The following is an 18,627-nucleotide window of genomic DNA, read 5'->3' on the forward strand; positions in this document are numbered from 1 at the left end:
GCTCGGGGCTGAGCCTGGCGCGCAAGGCCTTCCGGCTCAGTGGATCAGCCGGTCTTCGGCGGCGACGAAGAGCTCGTCGAGGATCAGCGCGTCGGGCTCCTCGCCCAGGCTCCAGAAGACCATCAGCACGATGATCTTCAGGTCTTCCAGGCCGATCGGGCCGCTGCCGACGGCGCTGGCGCGGTCGATGACCATCTCGCGCATCGGGGCCGGCAGCACGCCGGCCGACTCGAGGAAGCAGATGAAGCCGATCGACTCTTCGCCGAGCAGGTCGCGCTCGTTCTCGGTGTAGACGCGCAGGCTGCCGGCCGCGGCGCTGCCGACGCTGGTGTCGGCGCTGTGCGCCAGACCTTCGAGCCAGCGCAGCGCTTCCTGGATTTCCTCGGTCTCGAAGCCGACGGCCGACAGCTTTCGCTGGAGCTGCTGGGGCTCGGGACAGGCGTCCGGCCGCCAGTAGTTCTCGTAGAGGTACACGAGGACGTCGAACATGAACCCACTATAACGCAGGGGGGCGGCGGGCGCCGGCGGCCGGCCTTCAGCCCGCGACGCGGCGTTGGAAAAGTCCGCCCGGCAGCCGCGCGAGTTGTCCGTCGAGCTCCAGTTCGAGCAGCCGGGCACTCAGTTCGGCCGTCGGCCAGCCGGTGCGCGCGAGCAGCGCGTCCAGCGTCGCCGGCTCGTGGCCGAGCGCGGCGAGCACCGGATCGGCCGGGGTGTCGGCGTCCGGCACGGCCGACAGCGCGGCGGCCGGGCGTGTGCCGCGCAGGACCTCCAGCACGTCGTCGACACCCTCGACGAGCATCGCGCCCTGGCGGATCAGCGCGTGGCAGCCGCGTGACTGCGGCGAGTGGATCGAACCCGGCACCGCGAACACCTCGCGCCCGGCCTCGGCGGCCAGGCGGGCGGTGATCAGCGAGCCCGAACGCGGCGCCGCCTCGACGACCAGCGTGCCGCGCGCCAGCGCCGCGATGATGCGGTTGCGCTGCGGGAAGTGCTCGGGCAGCACCGGTGTGCCGGGGTCGTACTCGCTGACGATCGCGCCGGTCTCGGCGATGCGCCGCGCCAGTGCCTTGTGCCGCGCCGGGTAGACGCGGTCGGGGCCGGTGCCGACGACGGCGACGGTTGCTGCGCCGGCGGCGAGCGCGCCTTCGTGCGCGGCGCCGTCGATGCCGGCGGCCAGCCCGGAGACGATGGTCAGCCCCGCCTCGCCGAGGCCGCGCGCGAACTCGCGGGCGTTGGCCAGGCCCTGCGGCGTCGCCTCGCGGCTGCCGACGATGGCCACCGACTCCGCCGCCAGCAGCTCGGTGTGGCCCTGCACGTACAGCAGCAGCGGCGGATCGGCGGTCTGCAGCAGCAAGGGAGGATAGGCCGGGTCGCCGAGCGTGATCGCGTGGCGCAGCGTCTCTCCGGCCAGCCAGGCGCGGGCGGCGGCCAGCCGGGCCTCGCATTCGGGCGCCGGCCGCCCCATCGTCGCCGCCAGTGCCGGGCCGCCCAGTTCGGTCAGCGCCGCCGGCGAGGCCGCCAGCACGGCCTCCGGGCTGCCGAAGGCCGCCAGCAGCCTCCGCGCGCCTTCACGCCCCAGCCCCGGCGTTTGCAGCAGCCGGAACCAGGCGTCGAAGTCGTCCGGGGCGGCCATCGGCGGGCGGCGGTCTCAGGCCTCGATGCGGCCCGGCGCGGCCTTCGCCGTGCCGCGGTGTCGACGCGAACCGGTGGCTGCTGCGGCCCGGCCGGCCCGCTGGCGGCGCCCGGCTTCGCGGGGGGAGGCGCCGAACGCGCCTGCCGGCGCGCTCACGGTGCCGTGAAGCGGTCGCCCGGCTTCACCGGGTCCTTCACGTTGACGATCAGCGCGTAGGACACGCGCTCGAAGACGCTGAAGACGAAGAGCAGCCCGTGGCGTTCGTCGGGCAGCTGGATCGGCGTCTTGCCGCCGCTGGTGGTGTCGAAGTCGGCACGCCCGGCGCGCCACAGCGCCAGCACGTGGCCACGCTCCAGGCCGTCGCGGCGGCCCTTGTTCAGCGCGACGATCTGGTTCTGCCCGGCCGACAGCGCCTCGCCGTAGATCGACGCGATGCGGCCGTCGACCGGCACCGCCGGCGCGTGCGGCGCGTAGGCCGTCAGCTCGCGCTGCGGCACCGGCGACAGGCGGTCGCCGACGCCGGCTTCCATGCGGATCGTGGTCACGACGAAGCTCGCCGGCACGACGCGCGCCTTGCTGTCGGCGTCCGACTGCTCGCTGCCCGGGCGCACGTAGTCGGCGGTGCCGACGTAACGCGCCTCGTAGCCGAGGATCTCGCGCGTCACCGGGTCGCGCAGCGGCTGCGGCTGGCGGAACACGCGGAACTCGCGCGCGCCGCCGAGGTCGCCGAGCACGTAGGCGGTCTCGCCGCGCGACAGCAGCACGCGGCCTTCCTGGGTCGCGACGATGCGCGGCGCCCGCTCGAGCTCGTCGGTGTCGAAGACCACGGCCTCGTTCAGGAACGGGCCGATCAGGTGCAGAGGGATGGCGGCGATGGCGCCGTTGTCCAGCAGCTCGGCACGCACGCGCGGCGACAGGCGCACGGTCTGCGGGTCGGCGGTCATCGACTGGCCGATCTGCAGCGTCGCGCGGCCGTCGCGCTTGACCAGCACCAGCACCTGGCCGGGGTAGATCAGGTGCGGGTTGCGGATCTGGTCGAGATTCATGCCCCAGAGCTCGGGCCAGCGCCACGGGCTCTTCAGGAACAGCTTGGAGATGTCCCACAGCGTGTCGCCGCGCTGCACGACGTGCGAGTCCGGCGCGTCGGGCGCCAGCTCCGACAGCGGCACGCCGGCCTGGGCGACCTGGCGCGCGGTGTCGCGCTGCCCGGGCGTCACGGGATAGTTCGGTGCAGCGAGCGCCGGCAGGGCGGCGGCGACACCTGCGGCGACGGCGGCCCGCGTGGCCAGCGCTGCCCAGCGCGTGATCTTCATCGGCCTCGGACGGCTCATGGGTCTTTGCTCTCCTCGCAAGGGGCCTCGCCCGGCGGTGCGACAATTCGCAGGGCTGCGGGCGCGAACTGCTCACTTGAATTGGCAGATTCTGCCCGTAAACCCTTGCTGTCGTAACGAATTCGTCGTTGCCGCCGCGCCCGCGTGCAGCCCTTCACGCTGCCGGGCGCCGCGACGTGGCCCGGCTCCGACGACCGGGCGTCCTTCGCCGCCGCACCATGGCCCAACTCCCCATCCTGCGTTATCCCGATCCCCGGCTGCACAAGGTCGCCAAGCCGGTCGCCGCCGTCGACGCGCGCGTCAAGCAGCTCGTCGCCGACATGCTCGAGACGATGTACGAATCCGAAGGCGTCGGCCTGGCCGCGACCCAGGTCGACGTGCACGAGCGCCTGTTCGTCATGGACACCTCGCCCGAGCACGACCAGCCGATGGTCTTCGTCAACCCGCAGATCGTCGCGCGCAGCGAGGAGCTGGTGATCTGGGAAGAGGGCTGCCTGTCAGTGCCGCAGGTCTGGGACAAGGTGACGCGCAACGCGCGTGTCACGGTGCGCGCGCTCGACCGCGAAGGCGCCGAGTTCGAGATCGCGCTCGACGGTCTGGCCGCGGTCTGCGCCCAGCACGAGATCGACCACCTCGACGGCAAGGTGTTCGTCGAGTACCTCAGCCTGCTCAAGCGCGAGCGCATCAAGGTGAAGATGGCCAAGCGCACGCGCGAGGAAGCGCGCGGCGCGGCATGAGCCGCTTGCGCGCGGCCTTCGCCGGCACCCCCGAGTTCGCGCGTGTCGCGCTCGACGCGATGCTCGCCGCCGGTTTCGAGGTGCCGCTGGTGCTGACCCAGCCCGACCGCCCGGCCGGCCGCGGCATGAAGCTGCAGGCCTCGCCGGTCAAGCAGTGCGCGCTGGCGCACGGCCTGCCGGTGGCCCAGCCGCGCAGCCTGCGGCTGGACGGCAAGTACCCCGACGAGGCCGCCGCCGGCCGCGCGGCGCTCGAAGCGGCGGCGCCCGACGTGCTCGTCGTCGCCGCCTACGGCCTGATCCTGCCGCAGTGGGTGCTGGACTTGCCGCGCCGGGGCTGCATCAACATCCACGGCTCGCTGCTGCCGCGCTGGCGCGGCGCGGCGCCGATCCACCGCGCGATCGAGGCCGGCGACGCCGAGACCGGCATCACCATCATGCAGATGGACGCCGGCCTGGACACCGGGCCGATGCTGCTGAAGCAAGCGCTGCCGATCGCCGCCGACGACACGACGGCGACGCTGCACGACAAGCTGGCGGCGCTCGGCGCGCGTCTGGTCGTCGACGCGCTCGGCCGGCTCGATGCGCTGCCGCCGGTGCCGCAGCCCGAAGCAGGCGCCAACTACGCCGCGAAGATCGAGAAGGCCGAAGGCGCCGTCGACTGGACGCTGCCGGCGGCGGTCATCGAACGCCGCGTGCGCGCCTTCGACCCCTTTCCCGGCTGCAGCTTCACGCTCGACGGCGAGGCGTTCAAGCTCTGGCGCGCGGCGGTCGTGCCCGGCGCCGGCGAGCCCGGCGCCGTGCTCGCGTCGGGCGAGGGCGGGCTCGTCGTCGCCTGTGGCGACGGCGCGCTGGAGCTGCGTGAACTGCAGCGCACCGGCGGCCGGCGCGTGCCGGCGCGCGAGTTCCTGAAGGGCCGGCCGGTGGCCGCGGGCACGCGCCTGGGCTGAACGGCGGCACTCAAGCCGCCGCCGCGGCGGCCGATATTCCGGCGGTGAAGACCTTCCGCCACCGTCTCCCGTTGCGCCTCGCGGCCGCCGTCGTGCTGCCGCTGGCTGTCGCCGGCTGCGACCAGCTCGGCATCGAGTCGGCGTCCGCCGTCGCCGCCAAGAAGGACGCCGACGGGCGCGCCATCGGTGCCGCCTGCCGCCATGCCGGCCGCGCCATCGAGGACTGCTTCGGCATGAACAAGAAGGCCGACAAGGCCGCCGTGTTCGCCGGCTGGAAGGAGATGAACGACTACATGCGCGAGAACAATCTCGAGGTCGTTCCGCCGCAAGGCGCTACCGCAGTCGCCAAGGACGCGGCGCCCGCGGACGCCAAGGACGACGAGCCGGCGGCCGAGGCCGGCAACAAGAAGCACTCCTGACGACGCTTCGTCGGCCCCGGCTGCGTTTCGTCGCGCCGCCGTCGCGCCCGGCCGCAGCCGCCGGCACAGTGCGCTCCATGCACCTGGAGCCCACGATGAAACGCCTGCTGTCCACCGCCGCCGTCGCCGCGATGTCCGCCGTCTTCGCCGCGTTCACCGCCTTTGCCGCCACGCCGGCGCAGGCCGCCCCCACCAGCCAGGCGCGCAGCGCCTCGGGGTTCACGGCGATCGAGCTGGAAGGCCCGGTCGACCTCGTCGTGCGCGCCACCGGCCGGGAGTCGGTGCAGGTCGAGGCCGAGGCCGCCGACCTGGCGCGGGTCGAGACCCTGGTCGAGGAGCGCCGCGGCGTGCGCACGCTCGTCGTGCGCCTGCGCGAGGAGCGCGGCTTCACGTGGTCCCGCCCGGTCCGGGCCACGGTCGAGGTCGTGCAGCTCGCGCGGCTGGCGGTCAAGGGCTCGGGCGACGCCGTCGTCGAAGGCCTGAAGACGCCGTCGCTGGCCGTCGCGCTGGCCGGTTCGGGCGACGTCAGGCTGCGTGGCCTGGACGCCGGCGCGCTGGCGGTGTCGATCGCCGGCAGCGGCGACGTCGCCGCCGACGGCCGCGCCGCCCAGCTGTCGCTGAAGATCGCCGGCAGCGGCGATGCCGATCTCGCCGCGCTGCGCGCCGACAGCGCCACCGTCTCGATCGCCGGCAGCGGCGACGCCGACGTCACCGCCGACGCGAGCCTGTCGGTGTCCATCGTCGGCTCCGGCGACGTGCGCCACGGCGGCACCGCGACGCCGGCCGTCAGCGTGCTCGGCAGCGGCTCGGTGCGCCGCCGCTAGTCCCCGCGCGGGCGGCACGTGCGGGCCGATGGGACAATGGGCCCATGTCTGATGGGATGTTCGGCTGGCGTCACCCGGAGTTCCGGCGTGGCGCCCGCGAGATTGCCGGCATCCTGCCCGGCATCGGCGCCTGGGGAATGATCACCGGCGTCGCGATGATCAAGGCCGGCCTGTCGGTGCCGGCGGCGATGGCGATGACGCTGCTCGTCTACGCCGGATCGGCGCAGCTGGCGGCGCTGCCGCTGCTGGTGGCCGGCGCGCCGGTCTGGGTGATCTGGGCGACGGCCTTCTGCGTCAACCTGCGCTTCGTCATCTTCAGTGCCCAGTGGCGGCCGTACTTCGCGCCGTTCCCACGCGCCGAACGCGCCCGCATGGCGTACTTCAGCGGCGACCTGAACTACATCCTGTTCATGCGCCGCTTTCCCGATCCGGTGCCCGCGCCCGAGCAGCGGCCGTACTTCTGGGGCGGGGCGATCTCCAACTGGTTCGCCTGGCAGATCCCGTCGATCGCCGGCATCTTGCTGGCCGACGTGATCCCGACCGAGTGGGGCATCGGCTTCGCCGGCACGCTGGCGCTGATCGGCCTGGCCTGCTCGCTGCTGGGCAGCCGCTCGTCACTGGTGGCCGCCGGTGTCGCCGGCTGTGCCGCGGTGGCGGCCTACGCGCTGCCGCTGCGGCTGAACATCCTCGTCGCGATCGCCGCGGCCGTGGCCATCGGCCTGCTGATGGACCGCTCGCGCCCCGGCCCGGCGACGCCGGTCGGAGGCTCGCGATGAGCGACTGGGCCGAGGCGCTGCGCCTGGCGCTGACGATCGCCGGGCTGGCGGTCATCACGGTGCTCACCCGGGCCTTCTTCATGCTGCCCGAACGCGAGCTGCCGATGCCGGGCTGGCTGCGTGAAGGCCTGCGCTACGCGCCGCTGGCGGCGTTGATGGCGGTCGTCGCGCCCGAGGTCGTGATGTCGCAGGGGCAGCTGATCGACACCTGGCGCGACCCGCGGCTTTTTGCCGCCGCCGCCGGCGCGGGCTGGTTCTTCTGGCGCCGCGGCATCCTCGGCACCATCGTCGTCGGCAGCGCGGTGATGGTGGGGCTGCGCGCGGGGCTCGGCTGGTAGCTCCGCGCCCGGCGGGGATGCGACACTAGCGGCCGTCTTTCGTCAGCCTGTCGCTCAACACCCATGAACGTCCTGCGCTTTTCCGACCTCGCCGCCGCCGGCCGCGCCCGCGGCCAGCGTGTCTTCATCCGAGCCGACCTCAACGTACCGCTGTCCGACGACGGCCAGATCACCGAGGACACGCGCGTGCGCGCCTCGGTGCCGTGCATCCAGATGGCGCTGGACGCCGGCGCCGCGGTGATGGTCACCTCGCACCTGGGCCGCCCGACCGAAGGCGAGTTCAAGCCCGAGGACTCGCTGGCGCCGGTCGCCAAGCGCCTGGGCGAGCTGCTCGGCCGCGAGGTGCCGCTGGTCGCCGACTGGGTCGACGGCGTAGCCGTCCAGCCCGGCCAGGTCGTGCTGCTGGAGAACTGCCGCGTCAACAAGGGCGAGAAGAAGAACAAGGAAGAGCTGGCGCGCAAGATGGCCGCGCTGTGCGACATCTTCGTGCACGACGCCTTCGGCACCGCGCACCGCGCCGAGGCCAGCACCTACGGCATCGCCGAGTACGCCAAGATCGCCTGCGCCGGCCCGCTGCTGGCTGCCGAGATCGACGCCATCAGCAAGGCGCTGGCCAACCCGAAGCGGCCGCTGGTGGCCATCGTCGCCGGCAGCAAGGTCAGCACCAAGCTGACGATCCTGCAGAGCCTGGCGAAGAACGTCGACGGCCTGATCGTCGGCGGCGGCATCGCCAACACCTTCCTGCTGGCCGCCGGCCTGAAGATCGGCAAGAGCCTGGCCGAGCCCGATCTCGTCGGCGAGGCCAAGGCCGTCATCGAGGCGATGAAGGCCCGTGGCGCCGAGGTGCCGATTCCCGTCGACGTTGTCACCGCCAAGACCTTCGCCGCCGACGCGCCGGCCACCGTCAAGGCTGCCGCCGACGTCGCCGACGACGACCTGATCCTCGACATCGGCCCGAAGACCGCGGCGCTGCTGGCCGACAAGCTGAAGGCCGCCGGCACCATCGTCTGGAACGGCCCGGTCGGCGTCTTCGAGTTCGACGCCTTCGCCCACGGCACCGAGACCGTCGCGCGTGCGATCGCCGAAAGCGACGCGTTCAGCATCGCCGGCGGTGGCGACACGCTGGCCGCGATCGCCAAGTACGGCATCGAACAGGACATCGGCTACATCTCCACCGGCGGTGGCGCCTTCCTCGAGGTGCTCGAAGGCAAGACCCTGCCGGCCTTCGAGATCCTGTCGCGCCGCGCCGCCGGCTGAGCGCGAGGCACGCACGCGCCGCGTGGGGTCACGCCGCGTGGGGTCAGGTCTCGCGAGACCTGACCCCGTCTTTCTAGTCTTTTCCGCACACGCCGCAGGGGGTCAGGTCTTGCAAGACCTGACCCCGCCTTTCTGACCCCGCTTCTCGACGGCTTAGGGTCAGGTACCGTACCCGCTCCCGCCCTGGCCGCAACCGTCGCCGCCGCGCGAACAGGAGGCTCACCGTGAACACCCCCCTCTCCGACGCCGAACGCGCACTGCGCGAGGCGGCGCTGGACTACCACCGCGCGCCCGTGCGCGGCAAGATTTCCGTCACGCCGACCAAGCCGCTGTCCAACCAGCGCGACCTGTCGCTCGCCTATTCGCCAGGCGTCGCCTACGCCTGCCTGGCGATCGAGGAAGACCCGGCGCTGGCCGCCGAGTACACCTCGCGCGCCAACCTGGTGGCCGTCGTGACCAACGGCACCGCGGTGCTGGGCCTGGGCGACATCGGCCCGCTGGCCGGCAAGCCGGTGATGGAAGGCAAGGGCTGCCTGTTCAAGAAGTTCGCCGGCATCGACGTCTTCGACATCGAGCTCGCCGAACGCGACCCCGACAAGCTCGTCGAGATCATCGCCGCGCTGGAGCCGACGCTGGGCGGCGTCAACCTCGAGGACATCAAGGCGCCCGAGTGCTTCTACATCGAGCGCCGCTTGCGTGAGCGCATGAACGTGCCGGTCTTCCACGACGACCAGCACGGCACGGCGATCATCTCGTCGGCAGCGCTGCTCAACGCGCTGGAACTCGTCGGCAAGGACATCGCGAGCGTCAAGCTGGCGGTCTCGGGCGCCGGTGCCGCGGCCATCGCCTGCCTGGACCTGATGGTCGACCTGGGCGTGCGGCGCGAGAACGTCTGGGTCTGCGACTCCAAGGGCCTGATCCAGGACCAGCGCGCCGACGTGCTGGCCGGCAAGCTCGACGAGTCGAAGATGCGCTATTGCCAGCGCAGCACTGGCCGCACGCTGGCCGACGCCGTGGCCGGGGCCGACGTCTTCCTCGGCTGCTCGGCCGCCGGCGTGCTGACGCCCGAGATGGTGGCGACGATGGCCCCGCAGCCGGTGATCCTGGCGCTGGCCAACCCCGAGCCCGAGATCCGCCCCGAGCTGGCCAAGGCCGTGCGGCCGGACTGCATCGTCGCCACCGGCCGCAGCGACTACCCGAACCAGGTCAACAACGTCCTGTGTTTCCCGTACATCTTCCGCGGGGCGCTGGACTGCGGCGCGACGAAGATCACCGAGGCGATGAAGGTCGCCTGCGTGCACGAGATCGCCGCGCTCGCCAAGGCCGAAGCCAGCAGCGAGGTCGCCGCCGCCTACGCCGGCAAGGAGCTGAAGTTCGGCCCCGACTACCTGATTCCGACGCCGTTCGACGCCCGCCTGATCCTGCGCATCGCGCCGGCGGTGGCCAAGGCAGCGGCCGAGTCCGGCGTCGCGACGCGCCCGATCGCCGACCTCGAGGCCTACCGCCAGTCGCTGACGCGTTTCGTCTACCAGACCGGCATGTTCATGCGCCCGGTGTTCAACGCCGCGAAGGCGCGCCCGGCACGCGTGGTCTATGCCGAAGGCGAGGACGAACGTGTGCTGCGCGCGGTGCAGGCCGTGCTCGACGAAGGGCTGGCGCGGCCGATCCTCGTCGGCCGCCCGGGTGTCATCGCCGAACGTGCGGCGCAGGCCGGGCTGCGGCTCGAAGCCGGCCGCGACTACGAGGTCGTCGACCCGGCCGACCATCCGCGCTACGACGAGTACTGGCAGGCCTACCACCGCCTGATGGGCCGCGACGGCATCTCGCCCGAAGCGGCGCGCACGACGGTGCGGCGCTCGCACACGCTGACCTCGGCGCTGATGGTGCGCCGCGGCGAGGCCGACGCGATGGTCTGCGGCCTCGCCGGGCGCTACGACTCGCATCTGGAACACGTGCGTGCGGCGATCGGCCTGAAGCCGGGCGCCAGGACGCTCGCGGCGATGAACGCCCTGCCGCTGGACAGCGGCACGCTGTTCGTGGCCGACACCTTCGTCAACGAGGAGCCCAGCGCCGAGCAGCTCGCCGAGATCGCGCTGATGGCCGCCGAGGAGGTGCAGCGCTTCGGCCTGCCGCCGAAGGTGGCCTTCCTGTCGCACTCGATCTTCGGCTCGTCGGCGCGGGCTTCGGCCCGGCGCATGCGCGCCGCACGCGACCTCTTCGTGCAGATGGCGCCGCACATCGAGTGCGACGGCGAACTGCATGGCGACGCCGCGCTGTCGGCCGAGGTGCGCGCACGCTACCTGCCCGACAGCACGCTGACCGGCAGCGCCAACGTGCTGGTGCTGCCCAATCTGGACGCCGCCAACATCCTGTTCAACGTGCTGAAGATGACCAGCGGCCACGGCGTCACCGTCGGTCCGATGCTGCTGGGCACGGCGGCGCCGGCGCACATCCTGACGCCGTCGGCCACCGTGCGCCGGGTCATCAACATCACCGCGCTGGCGGTGGCCGAGGCGGCGGCGCTGGCGGCCGTGCGACAAGCCACGAGGTAATCAGGCCGTACCCGGGCAAACATGGCGGCGGCAGGTCTTCTGCCCATAATCGCAGGCGCTGGGTTTCCAGCGTTTCGAGAAAAGAGCCGCCATGCGTGCCACGAAGATCGTCGCCACCCTCGGCCCCGCCTCCTCTTCGCCGGAGGTGCTGGAGGCGATGATCCGTTCCGGCGTCGACGTCGTGCGCATGAACTTCTCGCACGGCAAGGCGCAGGACCACATCGACCGCGCCAACCTCGTGCGCCAGGTCGCCGCCGCGGCGGGCAAGGAGGTCGCCATCATGGCCGACCTGCAGGGCCCGAAGATCCGCGTCGGCAAGTTCGCCGAAGGCAAGGTCGAGCTGCAGAACGGCGCGCGCTTCGTGCTCGACGCCTCGCGCACCGAGCCCGGCGACGTCGAATGCGTCGGCCTGGACTACAAGGACCTGCCCCGCGACGTGCGCCCCGGCGACACGCTGCTGCTCAACGACGGGCTGATCCGGCTGTCGGTCGAGCAGGTCGTCGGCGACCGCGTCGCGACCCGCGTCGTCGTCGGCGGCGAGCTGTCCAACAACAAGGGCATCAACAAGGCCGGCGGCGGGCTCACCGCGCCGGCGCTGACGGCCAAGGACATGGAGGACATCCGCACCGCGATGAGCTTCCAGGCCGACTACGTCGCCGTCAGCTTCCCGAAGAGCGCCACCGACATGGAGATGGCGCGCCAGCTGTGCAACGTCGCCGGCGAACCCTGGCGCCACAAGCCGGGGCTGATCGCCAAGATCGAGCGCAGCGAGGCCATCCCCGTGCTCGAGCAGATCCTGAAGGCCTCCGACGGCATCATGGTCGCGCGTGGCGACCTCGCGGTCGAGGTCGGCAACGCCGCGGTGCCGGCGCTGCAGAAACGCATGATCCGCATGGCGCGCGAGGCCGACAAGATCGCGATCACCGCCACGCAGATGATGGAGTCGATGATCGTCAACGCGGTGCCGACACGCGCCGAGGTCAGCGACGTCGCCAACGCCGTGCTCGACGGCACCGACGCGGTGATGCTCAGCGCCGAGACCGCCGCTGGCCGCTACCCGGTCGAGACCATCCAGCAGATGGCCGCGATCGCGCTCGAAGCCGAGGCCGCCGACGACTTCCGCCTCGAGACCGACTTCGCCAACAAGCGATTCGGCCGCATCGACCAGTCGATCGCGATGGGCGCGCTGTTCACCGCCCACCACCTGGGCTGCCGCGCGATCCTGGCGCTGACCGAGTCGGGCTCGACGGCGCTGTGGATGAGCCGCCACCACATCAAGGTGCCGATCTACGGCCTGACGTCTTCGTCGGCGCCGCAGCGCCGCATGACGCTGTACCGCAACGTCACGCCGCTGCTGGTGCCCAAGTTCACCGACCGTGACGAGGCGCTGGCCGCAGCCGAGCGCGTCCTCGTGCAGCGCGGCGTGCTGCGCCCGGGTGACACCTACGCGATCACCTGCGGCGAGCCGATGGGCCACCCCGGCGGCACGAACATGCTCAAGGTCTGCCGCGTCGGCTGACCGGGGCAGCGTCGAGGCGACGCCGGGCCACCGGCATGCCACCGAAGGCCGGGGTCAGGTCTCCCGCGAAGGCCGGGGAAGTCTGGGGTCAGGTCTCCCGCGCGAAGTCCGGGGTCAGGTCTCCCGAGACCTGACCCCTATGGGCCGCCCGATGGGCCATGGACCTGACCCCGATGGGCCTGCTCAAGGTCTGCCGCGTCGCCTGACGCGGCGCGCGCATACCCGCCTGCGGCCTGGTCGTACCGGGGGGTGCCGCGGGGGGCAGTGGCTAGAATCTTCCGCATGTCCGGCGCGCGTCGCGTGGCCGGACGCCCTCTATTCACTCCGCGGGAAGACCACCATGCCACTCGTCTCGATGCGTCAGCTGCTGGACCACGCCGCCGAAAACGGCTACGGGATCCCGGCCTTCAACGTCAACAACCTCGAGCAGGTGCAGGCCGTGATGGAAGCGGCCAAGGAAGTCGGCGCGCCGGCCATCCTGCAGGCCAGCGCCGGGGCCCGCAAGTACGCTGGCGAGGCCTTCATCAAGCACCTGATCCAGGCCGCCGTCGAAGCCTTCCCGACCGTGCCGCTGGTCATGCACCAGGACCACGGCCAGAGCCCGGCGATCTGCCGCGGCGCCATCGACCTGGGCTTCGGCTCGGTGATGATGGACGGCTCGCTGATGGAAGACGGCAAGACGCCGTCGAGCTACGAGTACAACGTCGACGTGACGCGCAAGGTCGTCGCGATGGCGCACGAGGTCGGCGTCACCGTCGAAGGTGAACTCGGCTGCCTGGGCTCGCTGGAGACCGGCGAGGCGGGCGAGGAGGACGGCATCGGCGCCGTCGGCAAGCTCGACCACTCGGCGCTGCTGACCGACCCCGAGCAGGCCGCCGACTTCGTCAAGCAGACCCAGCTCGACGCGCTGGCGATCGCCATCGGCACCAGCCACGGCGCCTACAAGTTCTCGCGCAAGCCCACCGGCGACATCCTGGCGATCTCGCGCGTCAAGGAGATCCACCTGCGCATCCCGAACACCCACCTCGTGATGCACGGCTCGTCGTCGGTGCCGCAGGACCTGCTGGCGCTGATCAACCAGTACGGCGGCGAGATGAAGGAGACCTACGGCGTGCCGGTCGAGGAGATCCAGGAAGCCATCAAGCACGGCGTGCGCAAGATCAACATCGACACCGACATCCGCCTGGCGATGACGGCCGCGGCGCGCAAGTTCATGGCCGAGAATCCGTCGAAGTTCGACGCCCGCGAGTGGCTGAAGCCGGCGCGCGAGGCCGCCAAGCAGATCTGCAAGCAGCGTTACCTCGAGTTCGGCTGCGAAGGCCAGGGCGCGAAGATCCAGCCGGTGCCGATGGCCGAGATGGCCCGCAAGTACGCCGCGGGCACGCTGGCGCAGCTCGTCAACTGATGATTTTCGTGGCGGCGGCAGCGTCCGTCGCCGAGACGAAGAGGGGGCCGCGACCGAGGCCCCCTCGTGCATTTTCAGCCCCACACTTTGAGCGCGGGTCGCCCCGCGAGAGCGCATGAGCACAGCCCTGTACCAGTCGGATCTCCACTCTCTGCCGCTGCTGGCGCGCGGCAAGGTGCGTGACAACTACGCAGTGGGCGAAGACCGCATCCTGATGGTCGCCAGCGACCGTCTCTCGGCCTTCGACGTCGTGCTCGACGACCCGATCCCGGGCAAGGGCGAGCTGCTGACGCGCATGGCGCTGTTCTGGTTCGACAAGCTCGGCTCGATCGTGCCCCATCACCTGACCGGCGAGGATCCGTGCTCGGTCGTCGCCGCCGACGAGGTCGCCCAGGTGCGCGGCCGCTCGATGCTCGTCAAGCGCCTGAAGGGCCTGCCGGTCGAGGCCGTCGTGCGCGGCTATCTCGCCGGCTCCGGCTGGAAGGAGTACCAGGACAGCGGCACCGTCTGCGGCGTCGCGCTGCCGCCGGGGCTGAAGAACGCCAGCCGCCTGCCCGCACCGATCTTCACGCCGGCCACCAAGGCCGCCGTCGGCGACCACGACGAGAACATCCCGTTCGAGCGCATGGAGCAGATGATCGGCGCCGAACTCGCCGCCCAGGTGCGCGAGGTCTCGATCCGCCTGTACGAGGCGGCTGCGGCGCACGCGCTGACGCGCGGCATCATCATCGCCGACACCAAGTTCGAGTTCGGCCTCGACGAGAACGGCACGCTGACGCTGATGGACGAGGTGCTGACGCCCGACTCCTCTCGCTTCTGGGAGGCCTCGGGCTGGGTCGAGGGCGAGAACCCGCCGAGCTACGACAAGCAGCCGGTGCGCGACTGGCTGGAGACGGCCACCGTCGACGGCCAGCCCTGGAATAAGCGCGCCCCGGCGCCGCGCCTGCCGGCCGAGGTGGCCGCGGCCAGCACCGCGCGCTACGCGCTCGCCTGCGAGCGCCTCACCGCGCCCGCGTGACGCCATGAGCCGGCTGCTCGCCCGTCTGGACCACGAGCTTGCCGGCTGCCGCGATCCGCTTCGGCGCGCCGAACTGGCCGCCGAACGCGGCTGCTACCTGGCGCGGGTCGGCGACATCGCCGCCGCGCAGCTCGTCGCAGCGCAACTGCGGCGCGAGCACGGCGACGGCCGCGCCAGCCGCATCGCCGTGCGCATCATGCTGCTCGAAGGGCTGATCCTGTTCTTCGACAACATGGATCCGCTGGCCACCGACCGCATCCTGCGCGCCCACACCGTCGCGCTCGCCTGGCGCCACGACGACCTGATCCGCCTCACCGCCGCGTGGCTGGGGCACATGCAGTTCGTGCGCGGCGACTTCGACGCGATGCTGAAGGCTTTCGAGCCCTGCTTCGACCGCCCCGGCGCCTGCCTCGAGGCGAGCAGCCGGGTCTGCGTGCTGATCGGCAGCGCGCACCAGTTCGCCGGCCAGCCGCAGGCCGCACGCCCCTGGTACGAGAGGGCCCGCCGCGAGGCGATCACGCTGGGCGACGACGCGACGATCGGCGCGCTGGTCTACAACCGCCCGGCGATGTCGCTGGTCACGCTGCGGCTGGACGCGCTGCGCGGGCGGCTCGATGCCGACGAGCTGCAGATGGCCGGCATCGGCGTCGAGTCGGCCTACGCCTACTGCCTCGGCGCGCATCAGCGTTCGCTGATGCAGCTGAAGGATGCCTGCCGTGCGCGCGTGGCCCTGCTCGGCGGCGAGCCCGCTCGCGCGCTCGTGATCTACGACGAGCTCCTGCGGCTGCAGGACACCCGCTTCGGCTTCCATGCCGACCGGCTGATGCTCGAGATCGAGCGCGCCGCGTGCCTGCTGGACGTTGGCTGCGACGGCGATGCCCGGCAGGCGCTGGACCGGCTCGATCCGGCGCTGCACGCGGGCCTCGCGCTCGAGGACCAGCTGCTGTTCCTGCTGCAGCATGCGCGCCTGTCCCGGGCGCTGGGCCATCCGGAGCGCGCCGAGGCCTGGGCCAGCGTCCTGGCCGATGTCCAGGGACGGTACGATTCCGAGATCGGCCGCCTCAAGGCCGGGCTCGCCGGGCTGCATCCTTCGCGCCTGGCGGCCTGACGCCGGCGGGGGCACCGCCGGTTCGTGCGAGGATGGCGGTTTGCGCCATCCACCCCTGATCTGCAAGGAATCGTTCTCTTGAGTTCCCTCGACACCCCGGCGCGCCTGCCGCGCGTGGCCATCGTGCTCGGCTCCTCCAGCGACTGGGAGACGCTGCGCGGCGCGGCCGAGCTGCTGCAGGAGTTCGACGTGCCCTACGAGGCGCGCGTGCTGTCGGCGCACCGCATGCCCGACGAGATGTTCGCGTTCGCCGAGACGGCGCGCGAGCGCGGCCTGCGCGCGATCATCGCCGGCGCCGGCGGCGCCGCGCACCTGCCGGGCATGGTCGCGGCCAAGACCACGGTGCCGGTGCTCGGTGTGCCGGTGGCCAGCCGCCACCTGCAGGGTGTGGACTCGCTGTACTCGATCGTCCAGATGCCCAAGGGCATCCCGGTGGCGACCTTCGCGATCGGCGCTGCCGGCGCGGCCAATGCGGCGCTGTTCGCCGTCGCGATGCTGGCCGCCGACGACGAGGCGCTGCACGCGAAGCTCGCCGCCTTCCGCGTCCGCCAGACCGAAGTCGCGCGTGCGATGACGGCCGACCTCAAGTGAACGCGCCGCTGCTTCCCGGTGCCGCGCTCGGCGTGATGGGCGGCGGCCAGCTCGGCCGCATGTTCGTGCACGCCGCGCAGACGATGGGCTACCGCACCGTCGTGCTCGAGCCCGACGCCACCAGCCCGGCCGGGCTCGTCGCCCATCGGCACGTCGCCGCGGCCTACACCGACGCTGCGGGCCTCGCCGAGCTGGCCTCGGCCTGCGATGCGGTGACGACCGAGTTCGAGAACGTGCCGGCCGATTCGCTGCGCACGCTGGCGGCACGGGTGCCGGTCGCGCCGGCTGCCGCCGCGGTCGAGATCTGCCAGGACCGCGCCGCCGAGAAGCGCCACTTCCAGCGCTCCGGCGTGCCCTGCGCGCCGTTCGCGACGATCGAGCATGAGGCCGACCTCGCCGCCGCCGCCGCGCTGCTGCCCGGCATCCTGAAGACCGCGCGCCTGGGTTACGACGGCAAGGGCCAGGCCTCGGTCGCGACGGCCGAGGAACTGGCCGCCGCCTGGCAGCGCCTGGGCCGTGCCGCCTGCGTGCTCGAGAAGCGCCTGCCGCTGGCGCTGGAGCTCAGCGTCATCGTCGCGCGCGGGCGCGACGGCGCGCTGGTGCACCTGCCGGTGCAGCAGAACCTGCACCGCGACGGCATCCTCGCCGTCACCCAGGTGCCGGCGCCGGGCGTGTCGCCCGAACTCGCCGCCCAGGCCGTCGACTGCGCCGGCCGGCTGGCGGCGTCGATGGACTACGTCGGCGTGCTCTGCGTCGAGTTCTTCGTGCTCGCCGACGGCCGCCTGGTCGCCAACGAGATGGCGCCGCGGCCGCACAACTCGGGCCACTACAGCCTGGACGCCTGCGACGTCTCGCAGTTCGAGCTGCAGCTGCGCACGCTGGCCGGGCTGCCGCTGGCTGCGCCGCGCCTGCATTCGGCGGCGGTGATGCTGAACCTGCTCGGCGACCTGTGGTTCCCCGATGGCACGGCCGAGCCGCGCACGCCCGACTGGGCCGGCGTGCTGGCGCTGCCCGGCGTCGCGCTGCACCTGTACGGCAAGACCGACGCGCGCCGCGGCCGCAAGATGGGCCACCTGACCGTCACCGCGGCCGACGCCGAGAGCGCCCGCGCGACGGCGCTCCGGGTCTGCGAGTGCCTGGGCCTGCCGGCCTTCTGAGGACGACGATGCCGATCCTCGACGGAACCAAGCCCGCTTCGATCACCAGCGCCGCCGAACGCTTGCGCGACGGCGGTCTGGTCGCCTTCCCGACCGAGACCGTCTACGGCCTGGGGGCCCGCGCCGACCGCGACGTCGCCACCGCCGCGGTGTTCGCGGTCAAGGGCCGCCCGGACGACCACCCGCTGATCGTGCACGTCGCCGACGCGGCCGCGGTCACCGAGTTCGCCGAGCCGCCGGGGCCGGTGGCCCAGGCGCTGATGGCGCGCTTCTGGCCCGGGCCGCTGACGCTGATCCTGCGCCGCCGCGAAGGCCGCGGCGAGGCCGCCGCCGGCGGCCAGGACACGATCGGGCTGCGTCTGCCTTCGCATCCGGTGGCCCTGGCGCTGCTGCGCGAGGCCGCGCGCCTGGGCGTGCCCGGCGTCGCGGCGCCGAGTGCCAACCGCTTCGGCCGCGTCAGTCCGACGACCGCCGCGCACGTGGTCGGCGAGTTCGGCGACGGTCTGCTGATCGTCGACGGCGGGGCCTGCGAGGTCGGCATCGAGTCGGCGATCGTCGACTGCTCGGGCGAACGTCCGGCGCTGCTGCGTCCGGGCGCGCTCGACCGGCGCGAGATCGAGGCCGTGATCGGCGCGCCGCTGGCCGCGGCCGGCGCCGATTCGCCGCGCGCGTCGGGCACGCTCGAGTCGCATTACGCGCCGGCGGCCCGGATCCGGCTGCTGGACACGGCGTCACTGATGGCCGTCCTGCGGAAACCGGTGCCAGCGGGCGTCGCGGTATATTCCCGCGTCGTTCCGCCGCCGGGTTCCAGCGTGCAGCACCGGCCGATGCCGGCCGATCCCGCAGCCGCCGCGCACGAACTGTTCGCGGCCCTGCGCGGCTTCGATGCCGGTGGCGCGTCGCTCGTCTGGGTCGAGCAGCCGCCGGCGGGTCCCGAGTGGGACGGCGTGCGCGACCGTCTGACGCGCGCCGCCGCCTGACCCAAGCACCTAGCCGCTTCCGTTTCGGAGTCCTC

Annotated in this window: 18 protein-coding genes; 15 read left to right on the forward strand and 3 right to left on the reverse strand. The window is 72.4% G+C overall.

What is annotated here, in order from left to right; translation table 11 throughout:
- Positions 1 to 36: 36 nt before the first annotated feature.
- From G5B56_RS06140 to G5B56_RS06150, 3 genes are all read right to left on the reverse strand, one after another.
- Positions 37 to 489 carry a DUF494 domain-containing protein gene (locus tag G5B56_RS06140; protein ID WP_009856464.1) on the reverse strand — a complete coding sequence of 151 codons (453 nt, stop codon included), beginning with the start codon at positions 487 to 489 and terminating at the stop codon, positions 37 to 39.
- A gap of 46 nt (positions 490 to 535) precedes the next feature.
- Positions 536 to 1,633, reverse strand: a complete 1,098-nt coding sequence (dprA, locus tag G5B56_RS06145) for a DNA-processing protein DprA (RefSeq protein ID WP_164962643.1) — start codon at positions 1,631 to 1,633, stop codon at positions 536 to 538.
- A 152-nt stretch (positions 1,634 to 1,785) separates the two neighbouring features.
- Positions 1,786 to 2,964, reverse strand: a complete 1,179-nt coding sequence (locus G5B56_RS06150) for a LysM peptidoglycan-binding domain-containing protein (RefSeq protein ID WP_029718598.1) — start codon at positions 2,962 to 2,964, stop codon at positions 1,786 to 1,788.
- A 218-nt stretch (positions 2,965 to 3,182) separates the two neighbouring features.
- Here G5B56_RS06150 and def point away from each other — a divergent pair, with 218 nt between their 5' ends.
- The 15 genes from def to G5B56_RS06225 all read left to right on the forward strand — a co-directional run bounded on the left by def (position 3,183) and on the right by G5B56_RS06225 (position 18,592).
- Entirely contained in the window at positions 3,183 to 3,701 is a 519-nt protein-coding gene (gene def / locus G5B56_RS06155; protein ID WP_009856467.1) for a peptide deformylase, read from the forward strand.
- Between the two features lie 5 nt (positions 3,702 to 3,706).
- Positions 3,707 to 4,648 carry a methionyl-tRNA formyltransferase gene (gene fmt, locus G5B56_RS06160; protein ID WP_164962694.1) on the forward strand — a complete coding sequence of 314 codons (942 nt, stop codon included), beginning with the start codon at positions 3,707 to 3,709 and terminating at the stop codon, positions 4,646 to 4,648.
- Between the two features lie 44 nt (positions 4,649 to 4,692).
- Complete coding sequence (locus G5B56_RS06165) at positions 4,693 to 5,067, forward strand: hypothetical protein (RefSeq protein WP_009856469.1); 375 nt, start codon at positions 4,693 to 4,695, stop codon at positions 5,065 to 5,067.
- 95 nt (positions 5,068 to 5,162) lie between these two features.
- Entirely contained in the window at positions 5,163 to 5,891 is a 729-nt protein-coding gene (locus G5B56_RS06170) for a head GIN domain-containing protein (RefSeq protein WP_164962644.1), read from the forward strand.
- A 56-nt stretch (positions 5,892 to 5,947) separates the two neighbouring features.
- A complete protein-coding gene (locus G5B56_RS06175) occupies positions 5,948 to 6,667 on the forward strand; it encodes an AzlC family ABC transporter permease (protein WP_164962695.1) in 720 nt (239 codons plus the stop codon).
- Positions 6,664 to 7,005, forward strand: coding sequence for an AzlD domain-containing protein (locus G5B56_RS06180; RefSeq protein ID WP_009856472.1), 342 nt, complete (start codon positions 6,664 to 6,666; stop codon positions 7,003 to 7,005). The genes G5B56_RS06175 and G5B56_RS06180 overlap by 4 nt, the downstream gene beginning before the upstream one ends.
- 63 nt (positions 7,006 to 7,068) lie before the next feature.
- A complete protein-coding gene (locus G5B56_RS06185; protein WP_164962645.1) occupies positions 7,069 to 8,262 on the forward strand; it encodes a phosphoglycerate kinase in 1,194 nt (397 codons plus the stop codon).
- A 224-nt stretch (positions 8,263 to 8,486) separates the two neighbouring features.
- Positions 8,487 to 10,814 carry an NADP-dependent malic enzyme gene (locus G5B56_RS06190; protein WP_164962646.1) on the forward strand — a complete coding sequence of 776 codons (2,328 nt, stop codon included), beginning with the start codon at positions 8,487 to 8,489 and terminating at the stop codon, positions 10,812 to 10,814.
- Between the two features lie 91 nt (positions 10,815 to 10,905).
- Positions 10,906 to 12,333 carry a pyruvate kinase gene (gene pyk / locus G5B56_RS06195; protein ID WP_164962647.1) on the forward strand — a complete coding sequence of 476 codons (1,428 nt, stop codon included), beginning with the start codon at positions 10,906 to 10,908 and terminating at the stop codon, positions 12,331 to 12,333.
- Positions 12,334 to 12,673: 340 nt separating this feature from the next.
- Positions 12,674 to 13,738, forward strand: coding sequence for a class II fructose-bisphosphate aldolase (gene fba / locus G5B56_RS06200; RefSeq protein ID WP_009856477.1), 1,065 nt, complete (start codon positions 12,674 to 12,676; stop codon positions 13,736 to 13,738).
- Between the two features lie 115 nt (positions 13,739 to 13,853).
- Positions 13,854 to 14,756, forward strand: coding sequence for a phosphoribosylaminoimidazolesuccinocarboxamide synthase (locus G5B56_RS06205; protein WP_164962648.1), 903 nt, complete (start codon positions 13,854 to 13,856; stop codon positions 14,754 to 14,756).
- A 4-nt stretch (positions 14,757 to 14,760) separates the two neighbouring features.
- A complete protein-coding gene (locus G5B56_RS06210; protein WP_164962649.1) occupies positions 14,761 to 15,864 on the forward strand; it encodes a hypothetical protein in 1,104 nt (367 codons plus the stop codon).
- Between the two features lie 78 nt (positions 15,865 to 15,942).
- Positions 15,943 to 16,455: a 5-(carboxyamino)imidazole ribonucleotide mutase gene (purE, locus tag G5B56_RS06215; RefSeq protein WP_009856480.1), complete on the forward strand. Its 513-nt coding sequence runs from the start codon at positions 15,943 to 15,945 to the stop codon at positions 16,453 to 16,455.
- Positions 16,452 to 17,612: a 5-(carboxyamino)imidazole ribonucleotide synthase gene (locus G5B56_RS06220; protein ID WP_164962650.1), complete on the forward strand. Its 1,161-nt coding sequence runs from the start codon at positions 16,452 to 16,454 to the stop codon at positions 17,610 to 17,612. Before purE ends, G5B56_RS06220 begins: the two co-directional genes overlap by 4 nt.
- An 8-nt stretch (positions 17,613 to 17,620) precedes the next feature.
- Positions 17,621 to 18,592 (forward strand): L-threonylcarbamoyladenylate synthase, encoded by a 972-nt coding sequence (locus G5B56_RS06225; protein WP_009856482.1) that lies wholly within the window; start codon positions 17,621 to 17,623, stop codon positions 18,590 to 18,592.
- Positions 18,593 to 18,627: the final 35 nt, after the last annotated feature.

The sequence above is a fragment of the Rubrivivax sp. JA1026 genome (genome assembly GCF_011065555.1).
GTDB classification, from domain to species: domain Bacteria; phylum Pseudomonadota; class Gammaproteobacteria; order Burkholderiales; family Burkholderiaceae_C; genus Rubrivivax; species Rubrivivax benzoatilyticus.